At 68.5% G+C, this 21,720-nt stretch carries 15 protein-coding genes and 1 pseudogene; 11 read left to right on the top strand and 5 right to left on the bottom strand.

Going from position 1 to position 21,720, the window contains the following annotated elements; all coding sequences use genetic code 11:
* Nucleotides 1-22: 22 nt before the first annotated feature.
* Nucleotides 23-3,718: a trehalose-phosphatase gene (gene otsB / locus SKC42_RS07070; protein WP_330963564.1), complete on the bottom strand. Its 3,696-nt coding sequence runs from the start codon at nt 3,716-3,718 to the stop codon at nt 23-25.
* A 143-nt stretch (nt 3,719-3,861) separates the two neighbouring features.
* Between otsB and SKC42_RS07065 the strand changes: the two genes are divergently transcribed.
* Genes SKC42_RS07065 through SKC42_RS07045 form a run of 5 tightly spaced genes read left to right on the top strand, consistent with a single transcriptional unit; the run spans nt 3,862 to nt 9,269 of the window.
* On the top strand, nt 3,862-4,746 hold the full coding sequence (locus tag SKC42_RS07065; protein ID WP_330963563.1) for a universal stress protein: 885 nt from the start codon (nt 3,862-3,864) through the stop codon (nt 4,744-4,746).
* 14 nt (nt 4,747-4,760) lie between these two features.
* Entirely contained in the window at nt 4,761-6,296 is a 1,536-nt protein-coding gene (locus tag SKC42_RS07060; protein WP_330963562.1) for a bifunctional aminoglycoside phosphotransferase/ATP-binding protein, read from the top strand.
* A 1-nt stretch (nt 6,297) separates the two neighbouring features.
* Nucleotides 6,298-7,281 carry an Acg family FMN-binding oxidoreductase gene (locus SKC42_RS07055; RefSeq protein ID WP_330963561.1) on the top strand — a complete coding sequence of 328 codons (984 nt, stop codon included), beginning with the start codon at nt 6,298-6,300 and terminating at the stop codon, nt 7,279-7,281.
* A 25-nt stretch (nt 7,282-7,306) separates the two neighbouring features.
* Nucleotides 7,307-8,407, top strand: coding sequence for a 3-oxoacyl-ACP synthase III family protein (locus SKC42_RS07050; protein ID WP_330963560.1), 1,101 nt, complete (start codon nt 7,307-7,309; stop codon nt 8,405-8,407).
* Nucleotides 8,391-9,269, top strand: coding sequence for a 3-oxoacyl-[acyl-carrier-protein] synthase III C-terminal domain-containing protein (locus SKC42_RS07045; protein WP_330963559.1), 879 nt, complete (start codon nt 8,391-8,393; stop codon nt 9,267-9,269). The genes SKC42_RS07050 and SKC42_RS07045 overlap by 17 nt, the downstream gene beginning before the upstream one ends.
* Before the next feature lie 170 nt (nt 9,270-9,439).
* Here SKC42_RS07045 and ppsA read toward each other — a convergent pair whose 3' ends face one another.
* On the bottom strand, nt 9,440-11,836 hold the full coding sequence (ppsA, locus tag SKC42_RS07040) for a phosphoenolpyruvate synthase (RefSeq protein WP_330963558.1): 2,397 nt from the start codon (nt 11,834-11,836) through the stop codon (nt 9,440-9,442).
* 195 nt (nt 11,837-12,031) lie between these two features.
* Between ppsA and SKC42_RS07035 the strand changes: the two genes are divergently transcribed.
* The gene (locus tag SKC42_RS07035) at nt 12,032-13,411 is read left to right on the top strand and encodes a WS/DGAT/MGAT family O-acyltransferase (RefSeq protein WP_330963557.1); all 1,380 of its coding nucleotides are present in this window, start codon (nt 12,032-12,034) and stop codon (nt 13,409-13,411) included.
* A gap of 8 nt (nt 13,412-13,419) precedes the next feature.
* Here the strand turns inward: SKC42_RS07035 and SKC42_RS07030 are convergent, their stop codons facing one another.
* Nucleotides 13,420-14,088, bottom strand: a complete 669-nt coding sequence (locus SKC42_RS07030) for a PAS and ANTAR domain-containing protein (RefSeq protein WP_330963556.1) — start codon at nt 14,086-14,088, stop codon at nt 13,420-13,422.
* Nucleotides 14,089-14,181: 93 nt separating this feature from the next.
* Nucleotides 14,182-14,631, bottom strand: coding sequence for an Hsp20/alpha crystallin family protein (locus SKC42_RS07025; protein ID WP_330963605.1), 450 nt, complete (start codon nt 14,629-14,631; stop codon nt 14,182-14,184).
* Between the two features lie 143 nt (nt 14,632-14,774).
* Here SKC42_RS07025 and SKC42_RS07020 point away from each other — a divergent pair, with 143 nt between their 5' ends.
* Both SKC42_RS07020 and SKC42_RS07015 read left to right on the top strand, forming a co-directional pair.
* Complete coding sequence (locus tag SKC42_RS07020) at nt 14,775-15,167, top strand: MerR family transcriptional regulator (protein ID WP_330963555.1); 393 nt, start codon at nt 14,775-14,777, stop codon at nt 15,165-15,167.
* A gap of 103 nt (nt 15,168-15,270) precedes the next feature.
* Nucleotides 15,271-15,813, top strand: a complete 543-nt coding sequence (locus tag SKC42_RS07015) for a DUF1360 domain-containing protein (RefSeq protein ID WP_330963554.1) — start codon at nt 15,271-15,273, stop codon at nt 15,811-15,813.
* Nucleotides 15,814-15,826: 13 nt separating this feature from the next.
* Here SKC42_RS07015 and SKC42_RS07010 read toward each other — a convergent pair.
* Nucleotides 15,827-17,138: pseudogene (locus tag SKC42_RS07010) on the bottom strand (NAD(P)/FAD-dependent oxidoreductase).
* Between the two features lie 299 nt (nt 17,139-17,437).
* Between SKC42_RS07010 and SKC42_RS07005 the strand changes: the two are divergent.
* From SKC42_RS07005 to glgX, 3 genes are all read left to right on the top strand, one after another.
* Nucleotides 17,438-18,148: a GAF and ANTAR domain-containing protein gene (locus SKC42_RS07005; RefSeq protein WP_330963553.1), complete on the top strand. Its 711-nt coding sequence runs from the start codon at nt 17,438-17,440 to the stop codon at nt 18,146-18,148.
* Nucleotides 18,149-18,190: 42 nt separating this feature from the next.
* Nucleotides 18,191-19,372: a zinc-dependent alcohol dehydrogenase gene (locus SKC42_RS07000; RefSeq protein WP_330963552.1), complete on the top strand. Its 1,182-nt coding sequence runs from the start codon at nt 18,191-18,193 to the stop codon at nt 19,370-19,372.
* A gap of 170 nt (nt 19,373-19,542) precedes the next feature.
* The gene (glgX, locus tag SKC42_RS06995; RefSeq protein ID WP_330963551.1) at nt 19,543-21,693 is read left to right on the top strand and encodes a glycogen debranching protein GlgX; all 2,151 of its coding nucleotides are present in this window, start codon (nt 19,543-19,545) and stop codon (nt 21,691-21,693) included.
* The last annotated feature ends 27 nt before the right edge of the window (nt 21,694-21,720 follow it).

Raw genomic sequence — 21,720 nt, 5'->3', positions numbered from 1 at the left:
GAAGATGGCCCGAATCCCCGCGTCAGGCGACTTCGACCGTGCGGCCGGGCTCCAGATGGTGTACCCGACCGCGGCATTCGACGTCGATGGCCTCGGCATTGCCGGCCTCGGACGTCAACGCGCCGGCCCGGCCGCTGATGCGGAGGTGCAGGCGTTGACCGCGGTACACGAATGCGAACTCGATCGGGCCCAGGGCTTTGGGCCAGTGGGGCCCCAACACGAGCCGGTCGTCGCGCGTTTCCAGCCCGGTGAAACACCGCTGCAGCAGGTCGATGCTGCCGGCCATGGCCGCCAGGTGGATGCCCTCCGACGTCGTACCGCCCTGGATGTCGGCGACGTCGGACGCCAGCACCTGGACGAAGTACTTCATGGCGTGGCGCCGGTTGGCGCGCGCGACAACCCATGAATGGACCAGCGAGCTGAGTGTCGACCCGTCGGAGGTCCGCGCGAGGTAGTAATCGATCGTCTTGGGGATCTGCTCCGGTGCGAATCGGTAACCCAGGCGGCCGAACAGCCCCAGCAGCTCTTCGGAGGACAGCAGATAGAACAACATCAGTGCGTCGGCCTGCTTGGACGCCTTGTAATTGTTGACGCTGTCGTTCTCGGCCTCGAGGATGCGGTCGAGCCGCTGGATGTTCTCATACCGCTGCCGATAGCGCTCCCAATCCAATTCCTCGAGCTCCGAATAGCCTTCGAACTGGCTGATCACCCCGTCGTGGAACGGCACGAACATCCGGCGCGTCACGTGGTCCCAGCGATCGAGCTCATCGGAGGTCAAAGCGATCTTCGCGACCAGGTCGAGCCGGTCCCGGAGCGGCAACAGGTCCAGCGCGTCCATCGCCCGCATGATCACCCACACCGCCATCACGTTGGTGTACGCGTTGTTGTCGATACCGTCGTATTCCTTGCCGGGATAGCCGGAGTGGAACTCGTCGGGCCCGATGATCCCGCGGATGGCGTAGCGGCCCCGGCTGTCGTCGAAGGTGGCCAGGCCCACCCAAAATCGCGCGATCTCGACCAGCATCTCAGCGCCGTAGTCGATGAGGAACTGGCGGTCGCCGGTGACCTGGTAGTGCTGCCACGCGTTGTAGGCGATGGCGAGGCCGACATGGTGGGCGCGCGCGCTGGCGTCCGGGTTCCACCTGCCCGACTGCGGGTTGAGGTGGAGTTGCTGGCTGGCCTCCCGCCCGTCGCTGCCGGATTGCCACGGGTACATGGCGCCGAGGTAGCCGGCCCGGCGCGCGGCCAGGCGCGCCTGGGGGAGCCGCCGGTAGCGGTAGAGCAGCAACGACCGCGACACGTTCGGCATGCGGAAATTCAGCACCGGAGACACGAACAGCGAATCCCAGAAGATGTGCCCCCGGTAGGCCTCGCCGTGCAGGCCCCGGGCCGGCACGCCCGCGTCGAGCTCGGCGGTGTGTGGCGAGATCGTCTGTAGCAGGTGCACGAAATGCAGCCGCAACACCCGCAGCGCGTCATCGCTGTCGGCCAGGCCGATGTTGCACTGTTCCCACAGCCGCGTCCACGCGCCGGCGTGCTGGTCGTGCAGTTCCCCGTATCGTCCCGCGGCGACGAGCTGTTGCAGCGCGGCGCTCGCCGGTTCCGATATGGCGGGATCACGCCCGGTGAAGATCGTCGCGACCTTCTCGCAGGTGATCGACTGCCCCGCGGACATTTCCACCCGGATGTCATGACCGCCCCGGTCGGGTTCCCGGACGGGGACGTATTCCGCGTCGGCGGGCATGTCCTCCAGCCACCCGGTGCTGGGGGGGGCCATCGCTATCGCGTTGGCCGACTGCGACGTCTGAGTCCGCAGAATGACCGAGTCCGGCGCGATCTCATCGATCGTCGATCCGACGAGGTGCGTGCTCGAGAGCGACCGGTAGCGTTCCACCATCGTGTTCTGCACGGTCGCGTCCAGTAGCGACCGGAATTCGACGGTGCCCGACCAGTTCTCGGCCGTCAACGTGGTCCGCATGGCGAGCACATGCGAGGAATGCATGGACGCAAACCGTTGCTGCGTCAGCGCGGTGACGCGCCCGGCGCCGTCGCGGAATCGCAGCGTACGCGTGAGCGTCGCGTCGCGCAGGTCGAATGTCTGCCGGTAGAACGACAACCGGGCGTCATCGACGTGGAACCAGGGGCCGCCGTCGATGCGGAACGTCAGCGACAGCCAATTCGGCAGGTTGACCAGGCTCTCGTTCTCGATGGTGCGGCCCGCGATCCGGTCCGACAGCTCGTTGTAGACGCCGGCACCGTACGTGCCCGGGTAATGCGACTCCGACGCCGTCGCCTCCGGGGCGCAGCCTCGGGTGCCGACGTACCCGTTGCCCACCGTGCACAGCGATTCGCGCAGCCGCTCCTGTCGGGGGTCGTAACCCTCGTAGACCAGTTCCCACGGGCCCCCGCGCGCGGCGGCCTGCTCCCTCAGATCCCCGGCCAGCCGTGCGATGAATTCGCGCACTGCCAAGGGGCTTTCGAGACTGAACAGGGCGGCCGAAGGCCGGTCTCCGTCCTCGTCGTGACGCACCACGATTCCCACGCCGTCGAAGTGGATGGCGCCGAAGGCGTCTTCATCGGTGATGTCATCGCCGATGTAGATCGGCAATTCGGCCCGGGAATCGACCGGGGCCTCGCCGTCCGCGATCCTTTCGAGCAGCCAGTTGACGGCCTTGCCCTTGTTCCAGTCGACGTCCGGTCGGAGCTCGACGAGTTTGCGGCCGGTGGTGACCCGCAGCCCGGCCTGGCGGCCGATCTGGTGCACCACCGCGACCACCCGGTCCGCCTCCTGCGGGTCTGCGTTGCGGTAGTGGACGGCGACGGCAAACCGCTTGTGTTCGATGAAGATTCCCGGCACGCCGCGCAACGTGTCCGCCAGCTGGGATGCCGCTCCCGACAAGGAGTCCGTGGCCCCGGCGGCGGCCGCATTCTCGTGGTGCGTGCCGTCCGGTGCGCGCAGTTCGAAGCCGTGGCTGCCCGCGTACCACAGGCCGTCGACGTCGACCCGGGCGCGCACGTCGTCCAGATCCCGGCCACTGATGACCGCGACCGGGCACAGCGCCGCCAGTGCCGACAGCGCGTCGGCGGCACCGTCGATCAGCGTCGCGCCCTCCGGTCGGTCGACGATGTCGGACAGGGTGCCGTCGAAGTCCAGGAACACCGCCGGTCGCCGGGTCAGCGCCAGGGCCTTAACCTGGCCGTAGACCTGCAGCGCGTCGGCGATCGATGACAGGGCGCTGCCGAAGTCACGCACGGTGATCTCCGCGAGGTCGGCGACGACGGTGTCGGCCCCGGCGGACTGCAGCTCGTCCGCACCGCCGTTGCGCTCGAGTCCGATGATGAGGCGGAAGCCGCCGTCCCGGCCCGCCGTGACGCCGTCCGCGTCACAATCGATGACCGCGCAGCGAACGGGCCGCGCGCCCAGCCGCTTCGCGATCTCGGTGAAGGCGGCCGCTTCCCGCTTCACGGGGCCGTCGGCGACCACGCGGACCAGCCCGCCGAGCCCCGCGGCGCGCAGTACCGCCGCGCAGTCGCGGGTGGACGAGTACACGGCGGTGGCGATGCCGGCGCCACGCAGGCGACGCAGCAACGGGACGGTCGTATCGCGGGCCTCGATCAGTTCCTTGTCGCCCGAACGGGTCTCGGTCACCACGCTGCAAAGCGAAAGGAGCACCGCGTCGTGGTAGCGCCGGTCGATGGTCGCAGGCCATTCGGTCACCTTTGTGACGATGGGCCACCGCGTGAACGCGGGTCAACCCTCGTCGGCGCACCGGGGCCTGATGACCATGCGGTTGGGGACTTAAGCCTCATGATCGCCGACGGTCCGCGCAATAGCGTTCCCCGTGACGGAGGGAGATCCAAATGTCTGCACCTGCACCTGGGAGACTCGTCGTCGGCGTCGACGGATCCGGGGCGTCGAACGCGGCGGTCTGCTGGGCGGCCCGAGAGGCCGCGATGCGGCATGTGCCGCTGACGGTGGTCCACATGGTCAACGCGATGGTGCCAACGCTGCCGCCGCTGCCGGTGTCGGCGGGCGTCGCGGTGTGGCAGGAGGAACAGGGCCGCGAGATCCTCGAGCACGCCGTCAAGATCGCCCGGGAAGCCGTCAGCACCGACCGTGCCGTCGAGATCGACAGCGAGTTGAGGTGCGCACCACCCGTCCCGACGCTGGTCGCGCTGTCCGACGACGCGGAGATGGTCGTGGTCGGCAGCAACGGCCGCGGAGCGGCGGCGAGATTGCTGCTGGGCTCGGTGAGTTCCAGCGTGGTGCGCAGCGCGCATTGCCCCGTGGCGGTCATCCACGACGAGGACCCGCTCAAGCCCCACCCGCAGCAAGCGCCGGTCCTGGTGGGTGTCGACGGTTCACCCGCCTCCAACCTCGCGACGGCCATCGCGTTCGACGAGGCGTCGCGCCGCGGTGTCGAGCTGATGGCGCTGCACGCCTGGAGCGACGCCGACGTCTTCGAGCTGCCCGGACTCGACTGGGCGGCCGTGAAAGCCGAGGCGGAGCGGAGTCTGGCCGAAAGCCTTGCGGGCTGGCAGGAACAATACCCCGACGTGACGGTGCACCGGCTGGTCGAGTGTGATCAGCCGGCCCGGCAGCTGATCGAGAAATCCGAGTCGGCGCAACTGACCGTCGTGGGCAGCCACGGCCGGGGCGGTTTGAGCGGCATGCTGCTAGGTTCGGTGAGCAATGCGGTCGTCCACTCGATCCGGATGCCCGTGATCGTGGCCCGGCCGTCCTAGGGCCGCACGGCCACATGTTCACCGCGACGGAGACCGAGTCAACGACAAGGATTGCCGTGCCCTATGTCGACGTGCACGAAACTCACACGGGCATAGTGTTTCTGGTCGGCGACCGGGCGCTCAAGGCAAAAAAGCCGGTGCTGACCGACTTCCTCGACTTCCGCACGCCGCAGCAGCGCGAGCGGGCCTGCCGGCGGGAGGTCGAGCTCAACAGCCGCCTGTCTCCCGACAGCTATTTCGGCGTCGCACACCTCACCGACCCCGCCGGCGGTCCGGCCGAACCCCTTGTGGTGATGCGGCGCTACCACGACGAGGAGCGGTTGGCGGCCATGGTGGGCCGCGACTCCGACGAATCCCTGCGGCGCGTACTGGACGCTATTGCCGCCGTGCTGGCGCGTTTTCACGCGCACGCCGAGCGGGGCCGCCAGATCAGCGCCCAGGGCGAGACGGCCGCGGTCGAGCGCCGCTGGCGCGACAACCTGGTCGAGCTCGAGCGCTACGCGGCGCGGCCGGGCATGGGGATCTCGCCCGAATCCGTGGCGCTGGTGCGGCGCCTGGCCGAGCAGTTCCTCGCCGGGCGCGCCGCCCTGTTCGCGCGCCGCCGCGAGGAGGACCGAATCGTCGACGGGCACGGCGACCTGCTGGCCGACGACATCTTCTGGGTCGACGGCAAGCCGGCCCTGCTCGACTGCCTCGAGTTCGACGACAACCTGCGCTACGTCGACTGCGTCGACGATGCCGCCTTTCTCGCGATGGACCTGGAGTTCCTGGGCCGCACGGACCTCGGCGGCTACTTCCTTGAGCGCTACGCGGCGCATGCGGCCGACGCCCCGCCACCGGCGCTCACCGACTTCTACATCGCCTACCGGGCCGGGGTCAGGGCCAAGGTGGACTGCGTGCGCGTTTCGCAGGGCACACCGGCGGCCGCGGACGATGCCGCCCGCCACCTCGCGATCGCCGCCCGTCATCTCGAGGCCGGGACCGTGCGCCTGGCGCTCGTCGGCGGAAACCCGGGGACCGGCAAGTCGACCGTCGCCCGCAACCTCGCCGAACACGTTGGTGCGCAAATCATTTCCACCGACGACGTGCGCCGTGAGCTGCGCGACACCGGCGCCATCGGCGGGGACGCCGGTGTGCTGGACTCCGGGTTGTACAGCCCGAACAACGTCGCCACCGTCTACGAAGTCGTCCTACACCGGGCGCGCCGGCTGCTGGCCGGCGGCCGATCGGTGATCCTCGACGGCACCTGGCTGGACCCGCGGAACCGCGCGGAGGCGCGCCGCCTGGCCGGCCGGACGCATGCGGCGATGGTCGAGCTGCTGTGTTCGGCGACGCCCGACACGGCGGCGGATCGGATCACGACGCGACCGCGGGGCAGCTCCGAGGTAACCCCGGAGATCGCCGCCGTGCTGGCGGCCCGGCGCGAAGAGTCTGGCGCTGGCTGGCCGACCGCGCACCGGCTCGACACCTCCCGGCCGCTCGGGCTCGGGGTGCAGGAGGCGCTCGACGTCTGGCGTCGAGCGACCCAGGCGGCAGGGCGAGGGGTTTGAGATGCGGGAAAACGCGCCGGATGCCGAGGTGATCCGTGACGCCGTGACGCTGGCCTGCCACGCGCCTTCGCTGCACAACAGCCAGCCGTGGCGGTGGATCGCCGAGGGCCCGACGCTGCAGCTCCGGGCGGACCGCTTCCGGCTGGTGTACGCCACGGACCGGGCCGGCAGGGAATTGACGCTGAGCTGCGGTGCGGTGCTCGACCATCTCCGCGTGGCCATGGCCGCCGCCGGGTGGGACAGCGTCACCGACCGCCTGCCGGACCCCAAGGACCCGGACCATCTTGCGTCGGTGCGTTTTTCGCCGATGCATGCGGTCACGGAAGCGCAGCGGCGGCGCGCGGCCGCGATTCTTCGCCGGCACACCGACCGGTTGCCGTATCAGCCGCCGGCCGCCTGGCCCTCGCTGCAGTCCGCGCTTCGCCGGGCGGTCGCAGCGTACGGCGTCAGCCTCGACGTCGTGTCCGACGACGCGCGGCCGGCCCTGGCCGAGGCCTCCCGGCTCACCGAGACGCTGCGTCGGTACGACACCTCTTATCAAGACGAGTTGCGTTGGTGGACATCACCCTTCGGTGCCGACATGGGTGTGCCGCAGAGCGAACTGGTGTCCAGCTCGGAGTCGTCCCGCGTCGACATCGGCAGGGTGTTTCCCCCGGCGGGCGGGGGCGGCCGCCACGCCACAGTCGACCGCGACCGGTCCCAGATCGTGGTCCTGACCACCGGCAGCGACGCACCGCTCGACGTGCTGCGATGCGGGGAGGCGTTGTCGGCGATCTTGCTCGAGTGCACAGTGGCCGGGATGGCCACCTGCACGCTGACCCATATGACCGAGATGGCGGCCAGCCGCGACGCCATCAGCGAGGTGACCGGAAACCACGGGCTGCCACAACTATTGATCAGGATCGGCACGTCGCCGGCCCGCGACTCACACGTCGGCGGGACGGCGCGCCGTCCGGTGACCGAAGTCCTGGAGATCCGCCTGTGACCGGCAACCAAAGGAGGTGGCGCCGATGACTCGGCATTGGCTGGTGATGGAAACCGGGGGAGCGGACGAAGCGCCGTTCGTCGCGCGGGTGGCGGGCGCGGGGCGCCATCTGCCCGGGACCCGGCTGACGACCGACGAGCTGATGGCGTCCACCCGCCACCACACCCACATCGACCTGGAGCGGCTGACCGGCATTCGCGAACGGCGAATCTCGGCCGGGGATGAGGACTCCTACACCCTGGCCTCCTCGGCGGCGCTGAACTGTCTCGCGTCAGCGAAACAGGACCCGGCCGAGCTGGACGTGGTCATCAGCTGCAGCATCACCAAGTTTCGCGGCGGGCTGACCCAGTGGCTCGAGCCGACGATGAGCAGCGCCGTGGCGCGCGCGATCGGGGCCGACAACGCGATGACTTTCGACGTGTCCAACGCGTGCGCGGGCATGCTCACCGGCGTCACGATCCTGAACAACTGGATCAGACAGGGCGTCGTCGAGCGCGGCCTCGTGGTGAGCGGCGAGTACATCTCGCAGCTGAGCCACAACGCCGCCCAGCACATCCGCAACATCATGAGCAAGGAGCTGGCCTGCCTGACCCTCGGCGACGCCGGCGCGGCGCTGCTGCTCGAGCGGGCCCCGGCCGGTTCGGCCGGAATCGCCCTGGCCGGCTTCACGACGGTCGCCGACTACAGCCGGCTCTGCCTGGCGTATCCGCAGGGGCACGACCCCGGCGCCCGGATGTTCACCAACTCGCGCGCCATCCAGAAGGCCGCGATCGCCAACACCCCGCTGCTGCTGAGCGAAGTGCTTGACACCGTGGGCCTCTCGATCCACGACATCGACCACGTGATCACCCACCAGACCTCGGCGAGGGCGATCCGCAAGGGGATGGCGCGGATGACCGAGGTGTTTGGTGACAGCCCGCGCCACGACGCGGTGATCACCGTCGACCGGTACGGCAACACCGCATCGACGACCCATACGGTGGCCCTGGTCGAGGAGCTCGAGGCCGGACGGATCAAGCCCGGGGAGAGGATCGCGCTGCTGGCGCTCGCCTCGGGGCTGGAAATCGGCGTGGTCTTGTTGACCCTGGACGAGGATGTGGTGAGCCGCTATGGGCACAGTGATTGACCGGATCGACGTCTCCCACGCGCGGCTGCGTGGTCGCCATAGCGCGTTGCACCTGGCCGTCACCGCCGCCAAGGACTGTCTGAAGCGGGCCGGCTGCAACGCATCCGACTTGGATCTCGTTGTCAATGCCGGGATTTACCGCGACCGCAACCTCGGGGAGCCCGCGCTGGCCGCGCTGATCCAGGACGATATCGGGGCCAACCCCGAGGACCCGCACGCCGGCGCCCACGGCACCTTCTCGTTCGACATCGCCAACGGCACCTGCGGAATGCTGACCGCGCTGCAGATCGTGGACGGGTTCCTGCGGAGTCACGCCATCCGGCGCGCGCTGGTGGTCGCCAGCGACGCCGACCCCGGACACGGGATGAGCGAGCACTTCCCGTTCTCGGCCGCCGGAGCGGCGATGCTGTGCGGATGGTCCGACGACGACGACGGCCTCAGCCGCGTCTCGTGGGTGCACACCGACGGGGAAGATTCCGAGGCGTTCACCGCGACAGTGGGATTCAAGGACGCCCGCAACGTATTGCGGTTCACCGAGTCGCCCGACATGGACGAGCGCTTCGCCGCGGCGGCCGCGGAGGCGGCCCGCGCATGCTTGGACGCGCAGTCGGCGCGGTTGGCGGACATCGACCTGATCGTCGCCGCCCCTGCCCGGCCCGGATACCGCGACGCGCTGGCCCGGCGGCTCGGCGTGTCGGCCGAAAAGATCTGCGCGGCATTCGATCACCGCATGAACACGGCCGCGTTGGCGGCCGCCCTCGAACCGGGGATCGAAACGTTGCCGGCGGGTGGGCGGATCCTGCTCGTCGCCGCCGGTGCGGGCGTCACCGCCGGCGCGGCGCTGTATCGCCAGCCGCGCTGATCACCGCGGGTCAGCAACGGGTTCGTCACGGATGGGTGAGATCGCGCCCATGGTCGCGCTCACCCTCGCGAGCACAGCCCTCACGGCAATCTCGACGCAAGCCCGGGGGCAGACCGGCGCTGGGTAACACCGTGTATTGCGGTCTAGCGCCGCGCTGCATCGCCGGCCGCTCAGCTCAGAGGCACGACCTGCCGCTCCAGCTCGAGAATGCTGCGGGTGGTCTTCACGACCACGTCGGGGTTCAGGCTAATCGAATCGATGCCGATGCGGACGAGGAACTCGGCCATGTCGGGGTAGTCCGAAGGCGCCTGACCGCACAAGCCCGAGTGAATCCCGTTGCGGCGGCAGCCCTGCACGGCCAGCCGAATCATCTCCTTGACCCCGTCGTCGCGTTCGTCGTAGTCGAAGGCCACGATCTCGCTGTCCCGGTCGACGCCGAGCGTGAGCTGGGTGAGGTCGTTGGAGCCGATGGAGAAGCCGTCGAAGCGTCTCGCGAACTCGTCGATGAGGATCACGTTGTTGGGGATCTCGCACATCGCGTACACCTTGAGCCCGCCCTGGCCGCGCCGCAGGCCGTGTGCGGCCATCGTGTCGAGCACCAGGTCCGCCTCGGCGACCCGGCGCACGAAGGGCAGCATGATGACGACGTTCGTCAGGCCCATCTCCTCGCGGACCCGCTTCATCGCGCGGCACTCCAGCGCGAACCCTTCGGCATAGGCCGGGTGCGCGTACCGCGACGCACCGCGGAAGCCGATCATCGGGTTGCTCTCGACCGGCTCGAACGCGGTCCCACCGATCAGGCTGGCGTACTCGTTCGACTTGAAGTCGGACATCCGCACCACGACGGGCTTGGGCCAGAAGGCGGCCGCGATGGTGCCGATTCCCTCCGAGAGCCGTTGCACGAAGAACTCGCCCCCGTCGGCGTAACCCTGGGTGAGCCGGGCGATCGTCCGGCGGGCCTCGGGGTCGTCGACCTTGTCCGGATGCAGCAGGGCGAGCGGGTGGACCTTGATGTACTCGCTCACGATGAACTCCATCCGGGCGAGTCCCACGCCGTCGTTCGGCAGGAACGACGTCTTGAACGCCAGATCGGGGTTGCCGAGGTTGATCATGACCTGGGTGTGCGGCCGCGCCAGGTCGGCCACCTCGGTGCGGTCCACGTGGAACCCGACCTCGCCCCGGTAGACGCGCCCGGTGTCGCCCTCCACGCAGGACACGGTGACGACTTCACCCTCCGGCACCGTGGTGGTGGCGTCGCCCGCCCCGACCACGGCTGGGATGCCGAGTTCCCGGGCGATGATGGCCGCGTGACAGGTGCGGCCGCCTCGGTTCGTGACGACGGCGGCGGCGGTCTTCATGACCGGCTCCCAGTCCGGCGTGGTGGTGTCGGCGACCAGCACCTGCCCTGGCTGGAAATCCGACAGGCGATCGAGGGTCGTGATCCGCTTCGCCACGCCCGAGGCGACCTTTTCGCCGACCGACCGGCCCTCGGCGAGCACCTCGCCGCTGCCTTCGAGCACGTAGTTTTCCACGCTCGTCGAGCTGCGCTGCGACGCAGCGGTTTCCGGGCGCGCCTGGACGATGTACAGCTTGCCGTCCAGGCCGTCCTTGGCCCACTCGATGTCCATCGGCCGCCCGTAATGCCGTTCGATGGCGCAGGCGTAGCCGGCGAGCTCGAGAACGTCGTCGTCGGTGACACAGAAGCGGGAGCGGTCACCCTCGGGCGTCGGGACGTTGCGGGTCGTGTGCTTGGTCCCGCCCTCGACGAAGACCATCTTGACGGCCTTGTCGCCGATCAGGCGGCGCAGCACGGCGCGGTGACCGGCCTGGTACGTCGGCTTGTGCACGTAGAACTCGTCGGGGTCGACGGCACCCTGAACGACGTTCTCGCCGAGCCCGTACGCGCCCGTCACGAAAACAACGTCGTTGAACCCGGATTCGGTGTCGATGGTGAACATCACACCCGACGAGGCAAGGTCGGAGCGCACCATTTTCATCACGCCGATGGACAGCGAGACCTTGAAATGGTCGAAACCCTGGTCGATGCGGTAGTGGATGGCCCGGTCGGTGAACAGGCTGGCGAAGCAGCGGCGGCACGCGTCGAGGAGACTCTCGGTGCCCTTGATGTTGAGGAAGGTCTCCTGCTGACCGGCGAAGCTGGCCGTCGGCAGGTCCTCGGCGGTGGCCGAGCTGCGCACGGCGAGGCTGACGTCCTCGCCGTACTCGTCCTGCAGCATCCGGTAGGCGGCGGTGATCTCGGCCGCTAGATCCTCGGGAAGCCCGGCACCGTAGACGATTTCACGGGCGCGCTTGCCTTTGCGTGCCAGCGCCGTGACGTCGTCCGGGTCGAGGTCGTCGAGCTCGGCGTGCAGGGCGTTCCAGGCCCCGGCCCGGTCCAGCATGTGCCGGTAGGCCTCGGCGGTGGTGGCGAATCCGTGCGGGACGCGCACGCCGTCGGCGGACAGCTTCTGGAACATCTCGCCCAGTGAGGCGTTCTTGCCGCCGACGACCGGCACGTCGTCGATGCCGATCTCCTCGAAGAAACGAATGTAGGAGAGTCCGGTCATGATCGGTTTCCTTGCTTTGGAGTTGCCCTGCGGCGCAACGGCTCTGCGCGCGGCAATCGCAGCGCCAATCGCGCACCCGTCGTCACCGTGCCCACGATAGGGCCGGTGCCACCCGGTGCGCTGCCTCCGTTTGGCCCCAGAAGTTGAGGACTTCCGGCCCTGATATGCGGCAAACCCCGGCGGGACAGTAGGCAGATGGAGCAACTGACGGCGCTGGATGCGGGCTTTCTCGAGGTGGAGGACTCCGACCCGCACGTGAGCCTGGCGGTGGGTGGGGTTTCGATCGTGGAGGGTCCGGCGCCCGGCTACGACGAGTTCGTCGCGGCGTTCGCGGAGCGGGTGGCGTCGATGCCGCGCTGCCGGCAGGTGTTACGGACCCACCCGCTGGATCTTCGGCCGCCCGAGTGGGTTGAGGACCCGCACTTCGACCTGTCGCGCCACCTGCACCGCGCCGCGCTGCCCAAGCCCGGCGGTGACGCCGAGCTGTTCGAGATGGTCGCCACCTTGATGGAGCGCCGGCTCGACCGCGAGCGCCCGCTGTGGGACTGCTGGATCATCGAGGGCCTGAGCGGCGGCCGCTGGGCGGTGCTGACCAAGATCCATCACTGCATAGCCGACGGCATCGCGACGACGCAGATGCTGGCGAAGTTCAGCGACAAGGGCGGCGGCGGTACCTTTGCGACCGGTATTCACGGCAGCACGCGGGCGGCCCCCAGCGGGGCGCCGAAGTGGAACGCCAACCCGCTGGCATTTGTCGGCTCGATTGCGCGCGGCGCGCTCGGTGCCGCCACCGCGGCCGAACACGCCGCCCTCGGCCTGGCCGAGCTGACGGCCAGCCTGCTGCGCCCGGCCCCATGGTCGTCGTTGCACGGACCGGTCACCAGGATGCGGCGCTACAGCGTGGCCCGCGTCAAGCTGGCCGATCTGCGTAAGGCGGCGCGGGCGTTCGACGTGACCATCAATGACGTTGCGCTGGCGGCCATCACGTCCAGTTATCGGCAAATCCTGCTCGACCGCGGCGAGCGGCCGAGCCGCAACTCCCTGCGCACGTTGGTGCCCGTGTCGGTCCGTGCGTCCAACCGCTTCGAGATCACCGACAACCAGGTGTCGGCGATGCTGCCGTTACTGCCCGTCGACGAGGGCGATCCCGTCGAACAGCTGGGCCTGGTGCACCAGCGGCTGACCCGGGCCAAGTCCAGCGGCCAGAGCGAGGGCGGCAGCGCGGCGGTCTCGGCCGCCAAGGCCGCGCCGTTTGCGTTGTCCGCCTGGGCTATTCGGCTGTTATCGCGGTTACCGCAGCGTGCAGTGGTCGCACTGGCCACCAACGTGCCCGGGCCACGCGGGCAGCAGACACTCTTGGGGCGCCGGGTCCTGGAGATCCTGCCGATACCGCCCATCGCTCTGCAATTGCGCACGGGCATCGCGATGGTCAGTTACGCCGACACGTTCGTCTTCGGCATCATCGCGGACTACGACACCGCGCCCGACATCGATGCGCTCGCCGCCGGGATCGAGGACGGGGTGGCGCGGTTGCTGGCCGCCGCCCGCGCCAGGCGGCAAAGGCATGTGTCGTAGGCCCGGTTTCATTGGCGCAGGCGCTGATGCGCGGTCAAAAGCGCGTGGTCGAACGCCGATTGGGAGCCGGGGGAGACCCCGGCGCCGCGGAAGTCCTCGGCGATCTGCTCGGCCAGCGCCCGCAGCTTGACGTTGGCCTCCTGGGACAGCCATTTCAGCAGGTCGAACGCCGCGGTCTCGCTGATGTTGTAGACGAGCATCAACATGCCCTTGGTTTGCTCGATGCCGGCGCGATTCTCGCTGATCTCGGCCAGCCTGGCCGTGACGGCGTCCTCCTGGACCTGTACCGACGGACGCGACACGTCGATGTAAAAGCCGTACGTGCCGATCACTTCGCCCCGGGCGTCGAGGAGCCGGTCGCCGACGACCACCACGTCGCGCACCTGTCCGCTCGTGTCGATGATCCGGTGGCGCGTGCTGAACGCTGTGTGGGTGCTCTGGATCTGATCGATGGTGGCCGCCACGTGTCCGCGGTCGTCGGGATGTTTGTGGGAGAGCACCAATTCGGTGGTGGGCGTCACGCTGCCCGGGACGTACCCGTGCATCCGTTGCACCTGTTCGGACCATTCCCAGCGTTGGTCGGCGAAGTAGAACCGGAACCAGCCGGCCGGCTGCCCCGCCCCACCGGCCAGGGCTTGCTCGACGTCGGCCCTCTGGCCGTCGAGATCCCAACCCATCGTTCACTCTGCGCTTGCAACGCACCGGGACGAGGGCGCACCCCCGGCGCGGGCCCGAGGGGGCGCGCGCCGCGGGCCGCCACCCGACTCCGATCAGGCGTTGACGACCTCGGGCTGGGGCGCGGTGTCGTTGATGGCCCGGTGTCCGGTGCCGCGCGCGACGGAGATTTTGCGTGGCTTGGCCTTCTCGGCGACCGGGATGTGCAGCCGCAGAACGCCTTCGGTGTAAGACGCCTCGATCCGCTCGGTGTCCAGGTTCTCGCCGAGGACCAGCTGGCGACTGAACACCCCGCGCGGACGCTCGGTGGCCAGCATCTCGCGGTTCGGGTCGACGCCCGGCCGCTCGGCGCGCACGGTCACCACGTTGCGCTCGATGTCGATGTCCAGCGACTCGGGGTTGATGCCCGGCAGGTCGAACTCCACGACGAAGTTCTCGCCCTCGCGCCACGCGTCCATCGGCATCACGGCCGGCCGTGCGGCGGTTCCGAACACTTGGTTGGCGAATCGGTCGAGGTCACGGAACGGGTCGGAACGCATCAGCATGGCAGTCACCTCTCACTCCAATCTATGGCGGCAGATTGACCATTTGCTATGTCTACTGACATAGATTTCTTATAACACCATCGACATGATGATGCAAGTGTGATAGACAGATTTTCTGAACCCGGAGCACGGGGGGAGGCGCGATGACGGACCCGGGCGGCGACGCCGGTGCCCCACGGCCCAACCACGGCGTCTACGGCATCTCGGTGGCCGCCGAGCTTTCCGGAATCGCGGTGCAGTCGCTGCGCCTATACGAACGGCACGGCCTGCTGACCCCGGCTCGCAGCGAGGGCGGTACGCGGCGCTACAGCGCCGACGACCTGGCCCGGCTCAAGCGCATCAGCGAACTCGTCGACTCCGGCGTCAACCTCGCCGGCATCGCCCGCATCCTCGAGCTCGAGGACCACAACGCCACGCTTTCGGCGGCCAACACGGACCTGCGCTCCACCAACCGCGACCTGCGCAAGGCGGTCAAGACGGCCAGGGCGGGGGACGAGGACGGCGCCGGCCGGCCGGTGAACCGTTCGACGCCCTGACGGCGCGCACGCCGCGGGGGTTGCGGCCGCCGCCATGGGGTATCCCGCCCGCTGGACGTGCCTTGAAAAGCGCCGCGAAGCGCCCCCTTGGAGGAGTTAGCGAATGGGAAATGTGACGGACGGTGCCCCGGTCGATCAGGTTCTTGACGGCGCCCGGCAAGAGGCCGACGCATACCGCGGGGACAATCCCCGCCCGTTGGGGGGCTACGTGGCGGTGTTGTGCATCTACAGCGCCGTGGTGCTGGTCGCCACCCTGGCCGCGCTGGTCACGGGTCGCCGACTGCCGGCGCGATGGCCGTTGCAAGACCTGGTCACGGTGACCCTGGGCACCCACAAGCTCTCGCGGACCCTGACCAAGGACGCGGTGACCAGCCCGCTGCGCGCGCCGTTCACGCGCTTCCGGGGCAGCGGCGGCCCGGCGGAGGTGATGGAGGAGGTCCGCGAGGACGGCGCGCTGCGCCACAGCCTGGGCGAGCTGCTGACCTGCCCCTTTTGCCTGGACATGTGGGTGGCCACGGGGTTCGCGATCGGCCTGGTCTTCGCCCCCGGGTTCACCCGCCTGGTCGCGGCCGTCTTCACCGCGCTGACCGGAGCCGACTTCCTGCAGCTCGTTTACGCGATGGCGCAGCAGAAGGCCGAGGGCTGATCGGTCCGCCGGCTCATCCGGTCTTCGGCATGGGGATGCCCTCGCTGGCCGCGAAGCCCGCGTCCTCCTCGGAAGCCAGACCTATCGAGACCACCGAACGGTCGAACAGCAGGTCGGTCAGGTAGGCCAGCGCCACCGCCCACCGGTTGACGCCCCGCGGGATCGCGTAGAGGTGGTAGGACCGGGTGACAACCTTCGCCGGCAGCCCGGACAGGTGCACGTTGAGCGGGTTGGCGACGGCGTGCCACGGGCCCAGGTCCACCACCAGGCCCAGGTTGCGGTGCTTGTAGTCCGTGGGGGGTGCCGTGCCCCAGGCTGGCGGCCACGTTGCGGGCCAGCACCTTGCCCTGCCGGGTCGCGTGCTGTGCGGTCGGCGGCGTGATCTTTCCGGGTTGGGTCAGGTCGGGGACCGCGGCGGCGTCACCGGCCGCGAACACGCCCAGCCGATCCGGGACCTGCAGGTCGGCCCGCACCTTGATCCGGCCCCGTTCCGTCGGCAAGCCGAGGCCCTCGATCAGCGGTGCCCCCGTCACGCCCGTGACCCAGGCGATCGTGCGCGCGTCGACGCGCGAATCATCGCTCAGGACAACATGATCGGGGTGAGCCTCCTTGATCGTCACCCCGAGCCGGACATCAATGCCGCGCCGCCGAAGCACCCTCTGCGCCGCATCGCCCAGCTTCTTGCCCACCTCGGGCATCACCTGCTCCGCCAAGTCGAGGAGCAGGAACCGGACGTCGGCGGCGTCGAAGCCCATCTGGTGGGCCGCGGCGTCGGCCAGCGCCCGCAGCTGAACCACCAGTTCGGTGCCCGAGTAGGAGGCGCCCACGACGACGACGGTCCGGCGGGCCGCCGCAACCCGCGGGTTCTCCTCGATGTTCGCCAGCTCCAGCTGCTCCACGAAGTGGTCCCGCAGATACAGTGCCTCCGCGGTGGTCTTCAGCCCCCGGGCGCACGTCGCGAGCCCCGGCACGTCGAACAGTCGGGTGACCGAACCCGGGGTTAACACCAGCCGATCCCAGGACATGGTGTGGCTGCGCTCTTCGGGATCGCAGTACGTCAGCGTGCGTCGGGAGAAGTCCACACCGTCCACGCGGCCGCGGACGGCGTGCACGCCCTTGAGTGTGTTGGCCAGTGGCACCGCCACAAACCGGGCGTCGACGACACCGCCGGCGACGTCCGGAAGCAGGGGCGTGTAGAGCATGTAGTCGACGGGGGAGACGATCGTGATGTCGACGGGCTGCCGCCGTCGGCGGAAGATTCGCGCCAGCCGGCGTGCGCAGGTGAATCCGGTGAAGCCGCTGCCGATGATCACAATCGAGGTCACTGAGCCGAGTGTACGGCGGAATCGGCCCCATCCGCGGCCCCGGCGGCCTTTCGGACGCAGCTCACAGGTGGAAATGATTGTGGGAGAACCGATTTCGATCGGCACTGGAATCGGGGCCGGGGCCGGGGCCGCTGCCGCGGTGTCGCCGGGCGACGGACGCGCCGGCCTGTTCGTTTGGTGGCCGACGCTTTTCGTTTTCGGCGTAGACACAACCGCGCTCGTGGAAAACCATGACAACCTGAGGTAGGGGATTCGCAAGATCCCGGGTGCGGACGCTCTCGAGAATTGGGGGTGGTGCTGTGCGGAATGGCCACAATAACGCGGTCGTCACTCAGCTCGCGGAACTGGTCGCCGGCCTGGAACGCGACGAAACGGACACCGATACCGGCCTGCATGAGCTCATCAGCACGGGCGTTAGGCACGTGGCGGGTTCGCAATACGCAGGGATCACGCTGGCCGAGAAGAACCGGGCGGTATCGAACATCGTTGCGACGCATAGTTATCCGGTGGTGCTGGATGTAATCCAGAACGAGTGCGGGGAAGGTCCGTGCCTGGCAGCCGCCTGGCGGCATCACGTCATGCACATCGAGGACCTGAGCGCCGACCGGCGCTGGCCGCGCTACCGGCACGAAGCGCTCGAACGGACCCCGATCCGCTCCGTGCTGTCCTACGAGCTGTCCGTCGACGGCCGCGGCATGGCGGCACTCAACTTCTACGCCGAGCGCCCGCACGCGTTCGGCGACGACTCGGTGCACCTCGGTACCGTTTTCGCGGCGCATGTCGCGCTGGCGTGGTCGGTGATGCGCCGCCAGGACCAGTTCCGCAGCGCGCTGGCGTCGCGCGACACCATCGGCCAGGCCAAGGGCGTCATCATGGAACGCTTCAACCTAGACGCCGTGGAAGCGTTCGACCTGCTGACCCGGCTGTCGCAGCAGTCCAACAGCAAGGTGATCGACATCGCGCAGGCGCTGATCGAGAGCGAGCATCCGCTCAAGCGTCGGCGATACTGAGGCGCCGTTTCGACCGGTACGAAGGCGGGTATCGGCCACCGCATGAAAGCTGTCACCTGGCACGGCAAGCGCGACGTGCGCGTGGAGTCGGTGCCCGACCCAAAGATCGAGAAGCCCACCGACGCCATCGTCGAGATCACCTCGACCAACATCTGTGGATCCGATCTGCATCTCTACGAAGTCCTCGGCGCCTTCATGAAATCCGGCGACATCCTCGGTCACGAGCCGATGGGAATCGTGCGCGAGGTCGGCGGCCGGACGGGCGATCTGCGCGTCGGAGATCGGGTCGTGATTCCGTTCCAGATCTCGTGCGGCGGCTGTTACATGTGCGGCAAACAGCTGTTCACGCAGTGCGAGACGACCCAGGTGCGGGCCCAGGGCATGGGCGCGGCGCTGTTCGGCTACTCGGAACTCTACGGGGAGATCCCCGGCGGCCAGGCCGAACTGCTGCGCGTGCCGCAGGCCCAGTTCACCCACATCAAAGTGCCTGATGGGCCCCCGGACTCGCGGTTCGTCTACCTGTCCGACGTGCTGCCGACCGCCTGGCAGGCGGTGGCGTACGCGGATATCCCCGACGGCGGCACGGTCACCGTCCTCGGCCTGGGGCCGATCGGCGACATGGCCGCGCGCATCGCCGACCACCTCGGCTACCGGGTGATCGCCGTCGACCTGGTTCCCGAACGGCTGGCCCGCGCCGCGGAGCGGGGCATCCACACCATCGACCTCGGGCGACTCGACGGCGACCTCGGCGACGCGATCCGGGACCTCACCGACGGCCGGGGCACCGACTCCGTGATCGACGCCGTGGGCATGGAGTCCCACGGCTCGCCGGCCGCGCAACTGATCCAGCAGGCCACCGGTTTGCTGCCGGACTTCGTCGCCAAGCGACTCATGCAGACCGCCGGCGTAGACCGGCTGCACGCCCTGTATTCCGCGATCGACATCGTCCGGCGGGGCGGGACCATCTCGCTCATCGGCGTGTACGGCGGGATGGCCGATCCGCTGCCGGTGCTGACGCTCTTCGACAAACAGGTCACCCTGCGGATGGGGCAGGCCAACGTGAAACGGTGGGTCGAAGACATCATGCCGCTGCTCACCGACGACGACCCGTTGGGCGTCGACAACTTCGCCACCCACGTCCTGCCGTTGGACCAGGCACCGCACGCCTACGACATCTTCCAGAAGAAGCAGGACGGGGCCGTCAAGGTCATGCTCAAGCCGTGACGTACGACTGACCGAACGCCTGACTCGCGATGATACAAAAGCATCAGTGACACAAGCGATTTGCGCATAGCGAGGTGGCATCCCCTTAGCGGGGCCGCCGCGGGGTCGCGACGTGGCGTGACGCTGCGCCGCCGGTTTGGCCACCGCGCAGGCGGGGTATCAATGGCGCCATGACTACCGCAGAGACGCCTGCCCCCACGCCCACTGGCGAAGTGTGGCCGGGAAGGGCCTACCCCTTGGGCGCCACCTACGACGGTGCGGGCACGAATTTCGCCGTGTACAGCGAGGTTGCTGAACGCGTCGAGCTGTGCCTGTTCGACGCCGACGGCACCGAGAGCCGGGTCACACTGCCCGAGGTCGACGGCTTCGTCTGGCACGCATACATTCCCAACATCGAGCCCGGTCAGCGCTACGGCTACCGCGTGCACGGCCCGTACGACCCCCAGAACGGCTTGCGGTGCAACCCGAACAAGCTTCTCGTCGACCCGTATTCGAAGGCGATCGACGGCTTGTTCGAGTGGAATCAGGCGTTGTTCAGCTACAACTTCGGCGACCCCGAGAGCCGCAACGACGAGGACTCCGCCGCCTTCATGCCCAAGTCGGTTGTCATCAACCCCTACTTCGACTGGGGCAATGACCGACCCCCGGACCACCAGTACGCCGACACGGTCATCTACGAGGCGCACGTCAAGGGGCTGACGCAGACCCACCCGGACATCCCCGAGCAGTTGCGCGGCACCTACGCGGGGGTGGCGCATCCGGTGATCATCGATCACCTCAAGAGCATTGGCGTCACCGCGATCGAGCTGATGCCGGTGCATCATTTCGCCAACGACTCCACCCTGGTGGACAAGGGTCTGTCGAATTACTGGGGCTACAACACGATTGGGTTCTTCGCGCCGGACTTCAAGTACTCCAGCGCTACGTCCCCGGGTGGGCAGGTGCAAGAGTTCAAGGCGATGGTGCGGGCCCTGCACGAGGCCGGCATCGAAGTCATCCTCGATGTCGTCTATAACCACACGGCCGAGGGCAACCACATGGGTCCGACCCTGTCGATGCGGGGAATCGACAACGCCGCCTACTACCGGCTGGTCGACGACGACAAGCGCTACTACATGGACTACACCGGCACGGGCAACAGCTTCAACGTCGGGCATCCGCACGCGCTGCAGCTGATCATGGACTCGCTGCGCTACTGGGTGCTCGAGATGCACGTCGACGGTTTCCGGTTCGACCTGGCCGCGACCCTGGCCCGCGAGTTCTACGACGTGGACCGCCTGGCGGCGTTTTTCGAACTCGTGCAACAGGATCCGACGGTCAGCCAGGTCAAGCTCATCGCCGAGCCGTGGGACGTCGGCCCCGGCGGCTACCAGGTCGGCAACTTCCCGCCGCAGTGGACGGAATGGAACGGCAAGTACCGCGACGCCGTCCGGGACTTCTGGCGCGGGGAGCCATCCACGCTCGACGAGTTCGCCTACCGGCTGACCGGGTCCGCCGACCTGTACGAGCACACCGCGCGCCGGCCGGTCGCCTCGATCAACTTCGTCGTCGCCCACGACGGATTCACGCTGCGCGACCTGGTGTCCTACAACGAAAAGCACAACGAGGCCAACGGCGAGAACAACAACGACGGCGAGAGCCACAACCGGTCGTGGAACTGCGGCGCGGAGGGTCCCACCGCCGACGAGGGCGTCAACGCGCTGCGGGCCCGGCAGCAGCGCAACTTCCTCACCACGCTGCTGCTGTCGCAGGGCGTGCCGATGATCTGCCACGGCGACGAACTCGGCCGCACGCAGAATGGCAACAACAACGGCTATTGCCAGGACAACGAGCTCACCTGGATCGACTGGGCGAAGGCCGACAACGGGCTGCTGGAGTTCACCCGGGTGGTGTCGGGGCTGCGCGGCAACCACCCGGTGTTCCGCCGGCGCCGGTTCTTCTCGGGAAAACCGCTGGGCCGGCGGGGCCAGGACGGGCTGCCCGACATCGCTTGGTTCACTCCCGAGGGCGCGGAGATGACCGAGGAGGACTGGGGCGCCGGTTTCGCGAAGTCGGTCGCGGTGTTCCTCAACGGCCACGGCATTCCGGACCGCGACGCGCGGGGTCAGCGGGTGTTCGACGATTCGTTCCTGCTCTGCTTCAACGCCCACCACGAGCCCATCGAGTTCACTTTGCCGCCAAAGGAATTCGGTGCGTCGTGGCAACTCGTGGTCTTCACCGGACCGGAGGAGGAGTCGCCCGCGGAAGAGGTGCCTGGCGGTGGCGCGCTCACCGTGGATGCCCATACCGCCGTAGTGCTGCAGGCGCCAGACGGGGGCTGAGCGCAGGGCGTCATCGGTGACTTTCGC

This window comes from Mycobacterium sp. 050134 (genome assembly GCF_036409085.1).
Taxonomy (GTDB): Bacteria; Actinomycetota; Actinomycetes; order Mycobacteriales; family Mycobacteriaceae; genus Mycobacterium.
This window is presented reverse-complemented; position numbering and strand designations above follow the sequence as displayed.

What these genes read in the sequence shown, in the direction of transcription:
- SKC42_RS07065 (WP_330963563.1), top strand. Translation starts at nt 3,862, where the DNA reads ATGTCTGCACCTGCACCTGGGAGACTCGTCGTCGGCGTCGACGGATCC.
- SKC42_RS07060 (WP_330963562.1), top strand. Translation starts at nt 4,761, where the DNA reads ATGTTCACCGCGACGGAGACCGAGTCAACGACAAGGATTGCCGTGCCC.
- SKC42_RS07055 (WP_330963561.1), top strand. Translation starts at nt 6,298, where the DNA reads ATGCGGGAAAACGCGCCGGATGCCGAGGTGATCCGTGACGCCGTGACG.
- SKC42_RS07050 (WP_330963560.1), top strand. Translation starts at nt 7,307, where the DNA reads ATGACTCGGCATTGGCTGGTGATGGAAACCGGGGGAGCGGACGAAGCG.
- SKC42_RS07045 (WP_330963559.1), top strand. Translation starts at nt 8,391, where the DNA reads ATGGGCACAGTGATTGACCGGATCGACGTCTCCCACGCGCGGCTGCGT.
- ppsA (WP_330963558.1), bottom strand. Translation starts at nt 11,836, where the DNA reads ATGACCGGACTCTCCTACATTCGTTTCTTCGAGGAGATCGGCATCGAC.
- SKC42_RS07035 (WP_330963557.1), top strand. Translation starts at nt 12,032, where the DNA reads ATGGAGCAACTGACGGCGCTGGATGCGGGCTTTCTCGAGGTGGAGGAC.
- SKC42_RS07030 (WP_330963556.1), bottom strand. Translation starts at nt 14,088, where the DNA reads ATGGGTTGGGATCTCGACGGCCAGAGGGCCGACGTCGAGCAAGCCCTG.
- SKC42_RS07025 (WP_330963605.1), bottom strand. Translation starts at nt 14,631, where the DNA reads ATGCTGATGCGTTCCGACCCGTTCCGTGACCTCGACCGATTCGCCAAC.
- SKC42_RS07020 (WP_330963555.1), top strand. Translation starts at nt 14,775, where the DNA reads ATGACGGACCCGGGCGGCGACGCCGGTGCCCCACGGCCCAACCACGGC.
- SKC42_RS07015 (WP_330963554.1), top strand. Translation starts at nt 15,271, where the DNA reads ATGGGAAATGTGACGGACGGTGCCCCGGTCGATCAGGTTCTTGACGGC.
- SKC42_RS07000 (WP_330963552.1), top strand. Translation starts at nt 18,191, where the DNA reads ATGAAAGCTGTCACCTGGCACGGCAAGCGCGACGTGCGCGTGGAGTCG.
- glgX (WP_330963551.1), top strand. Translation starts at nt 19,543, where the DNA reads ATGACTACCGCAGAGACGCCTGCCCCCACGCCCACTGGCGAAGTGTGG.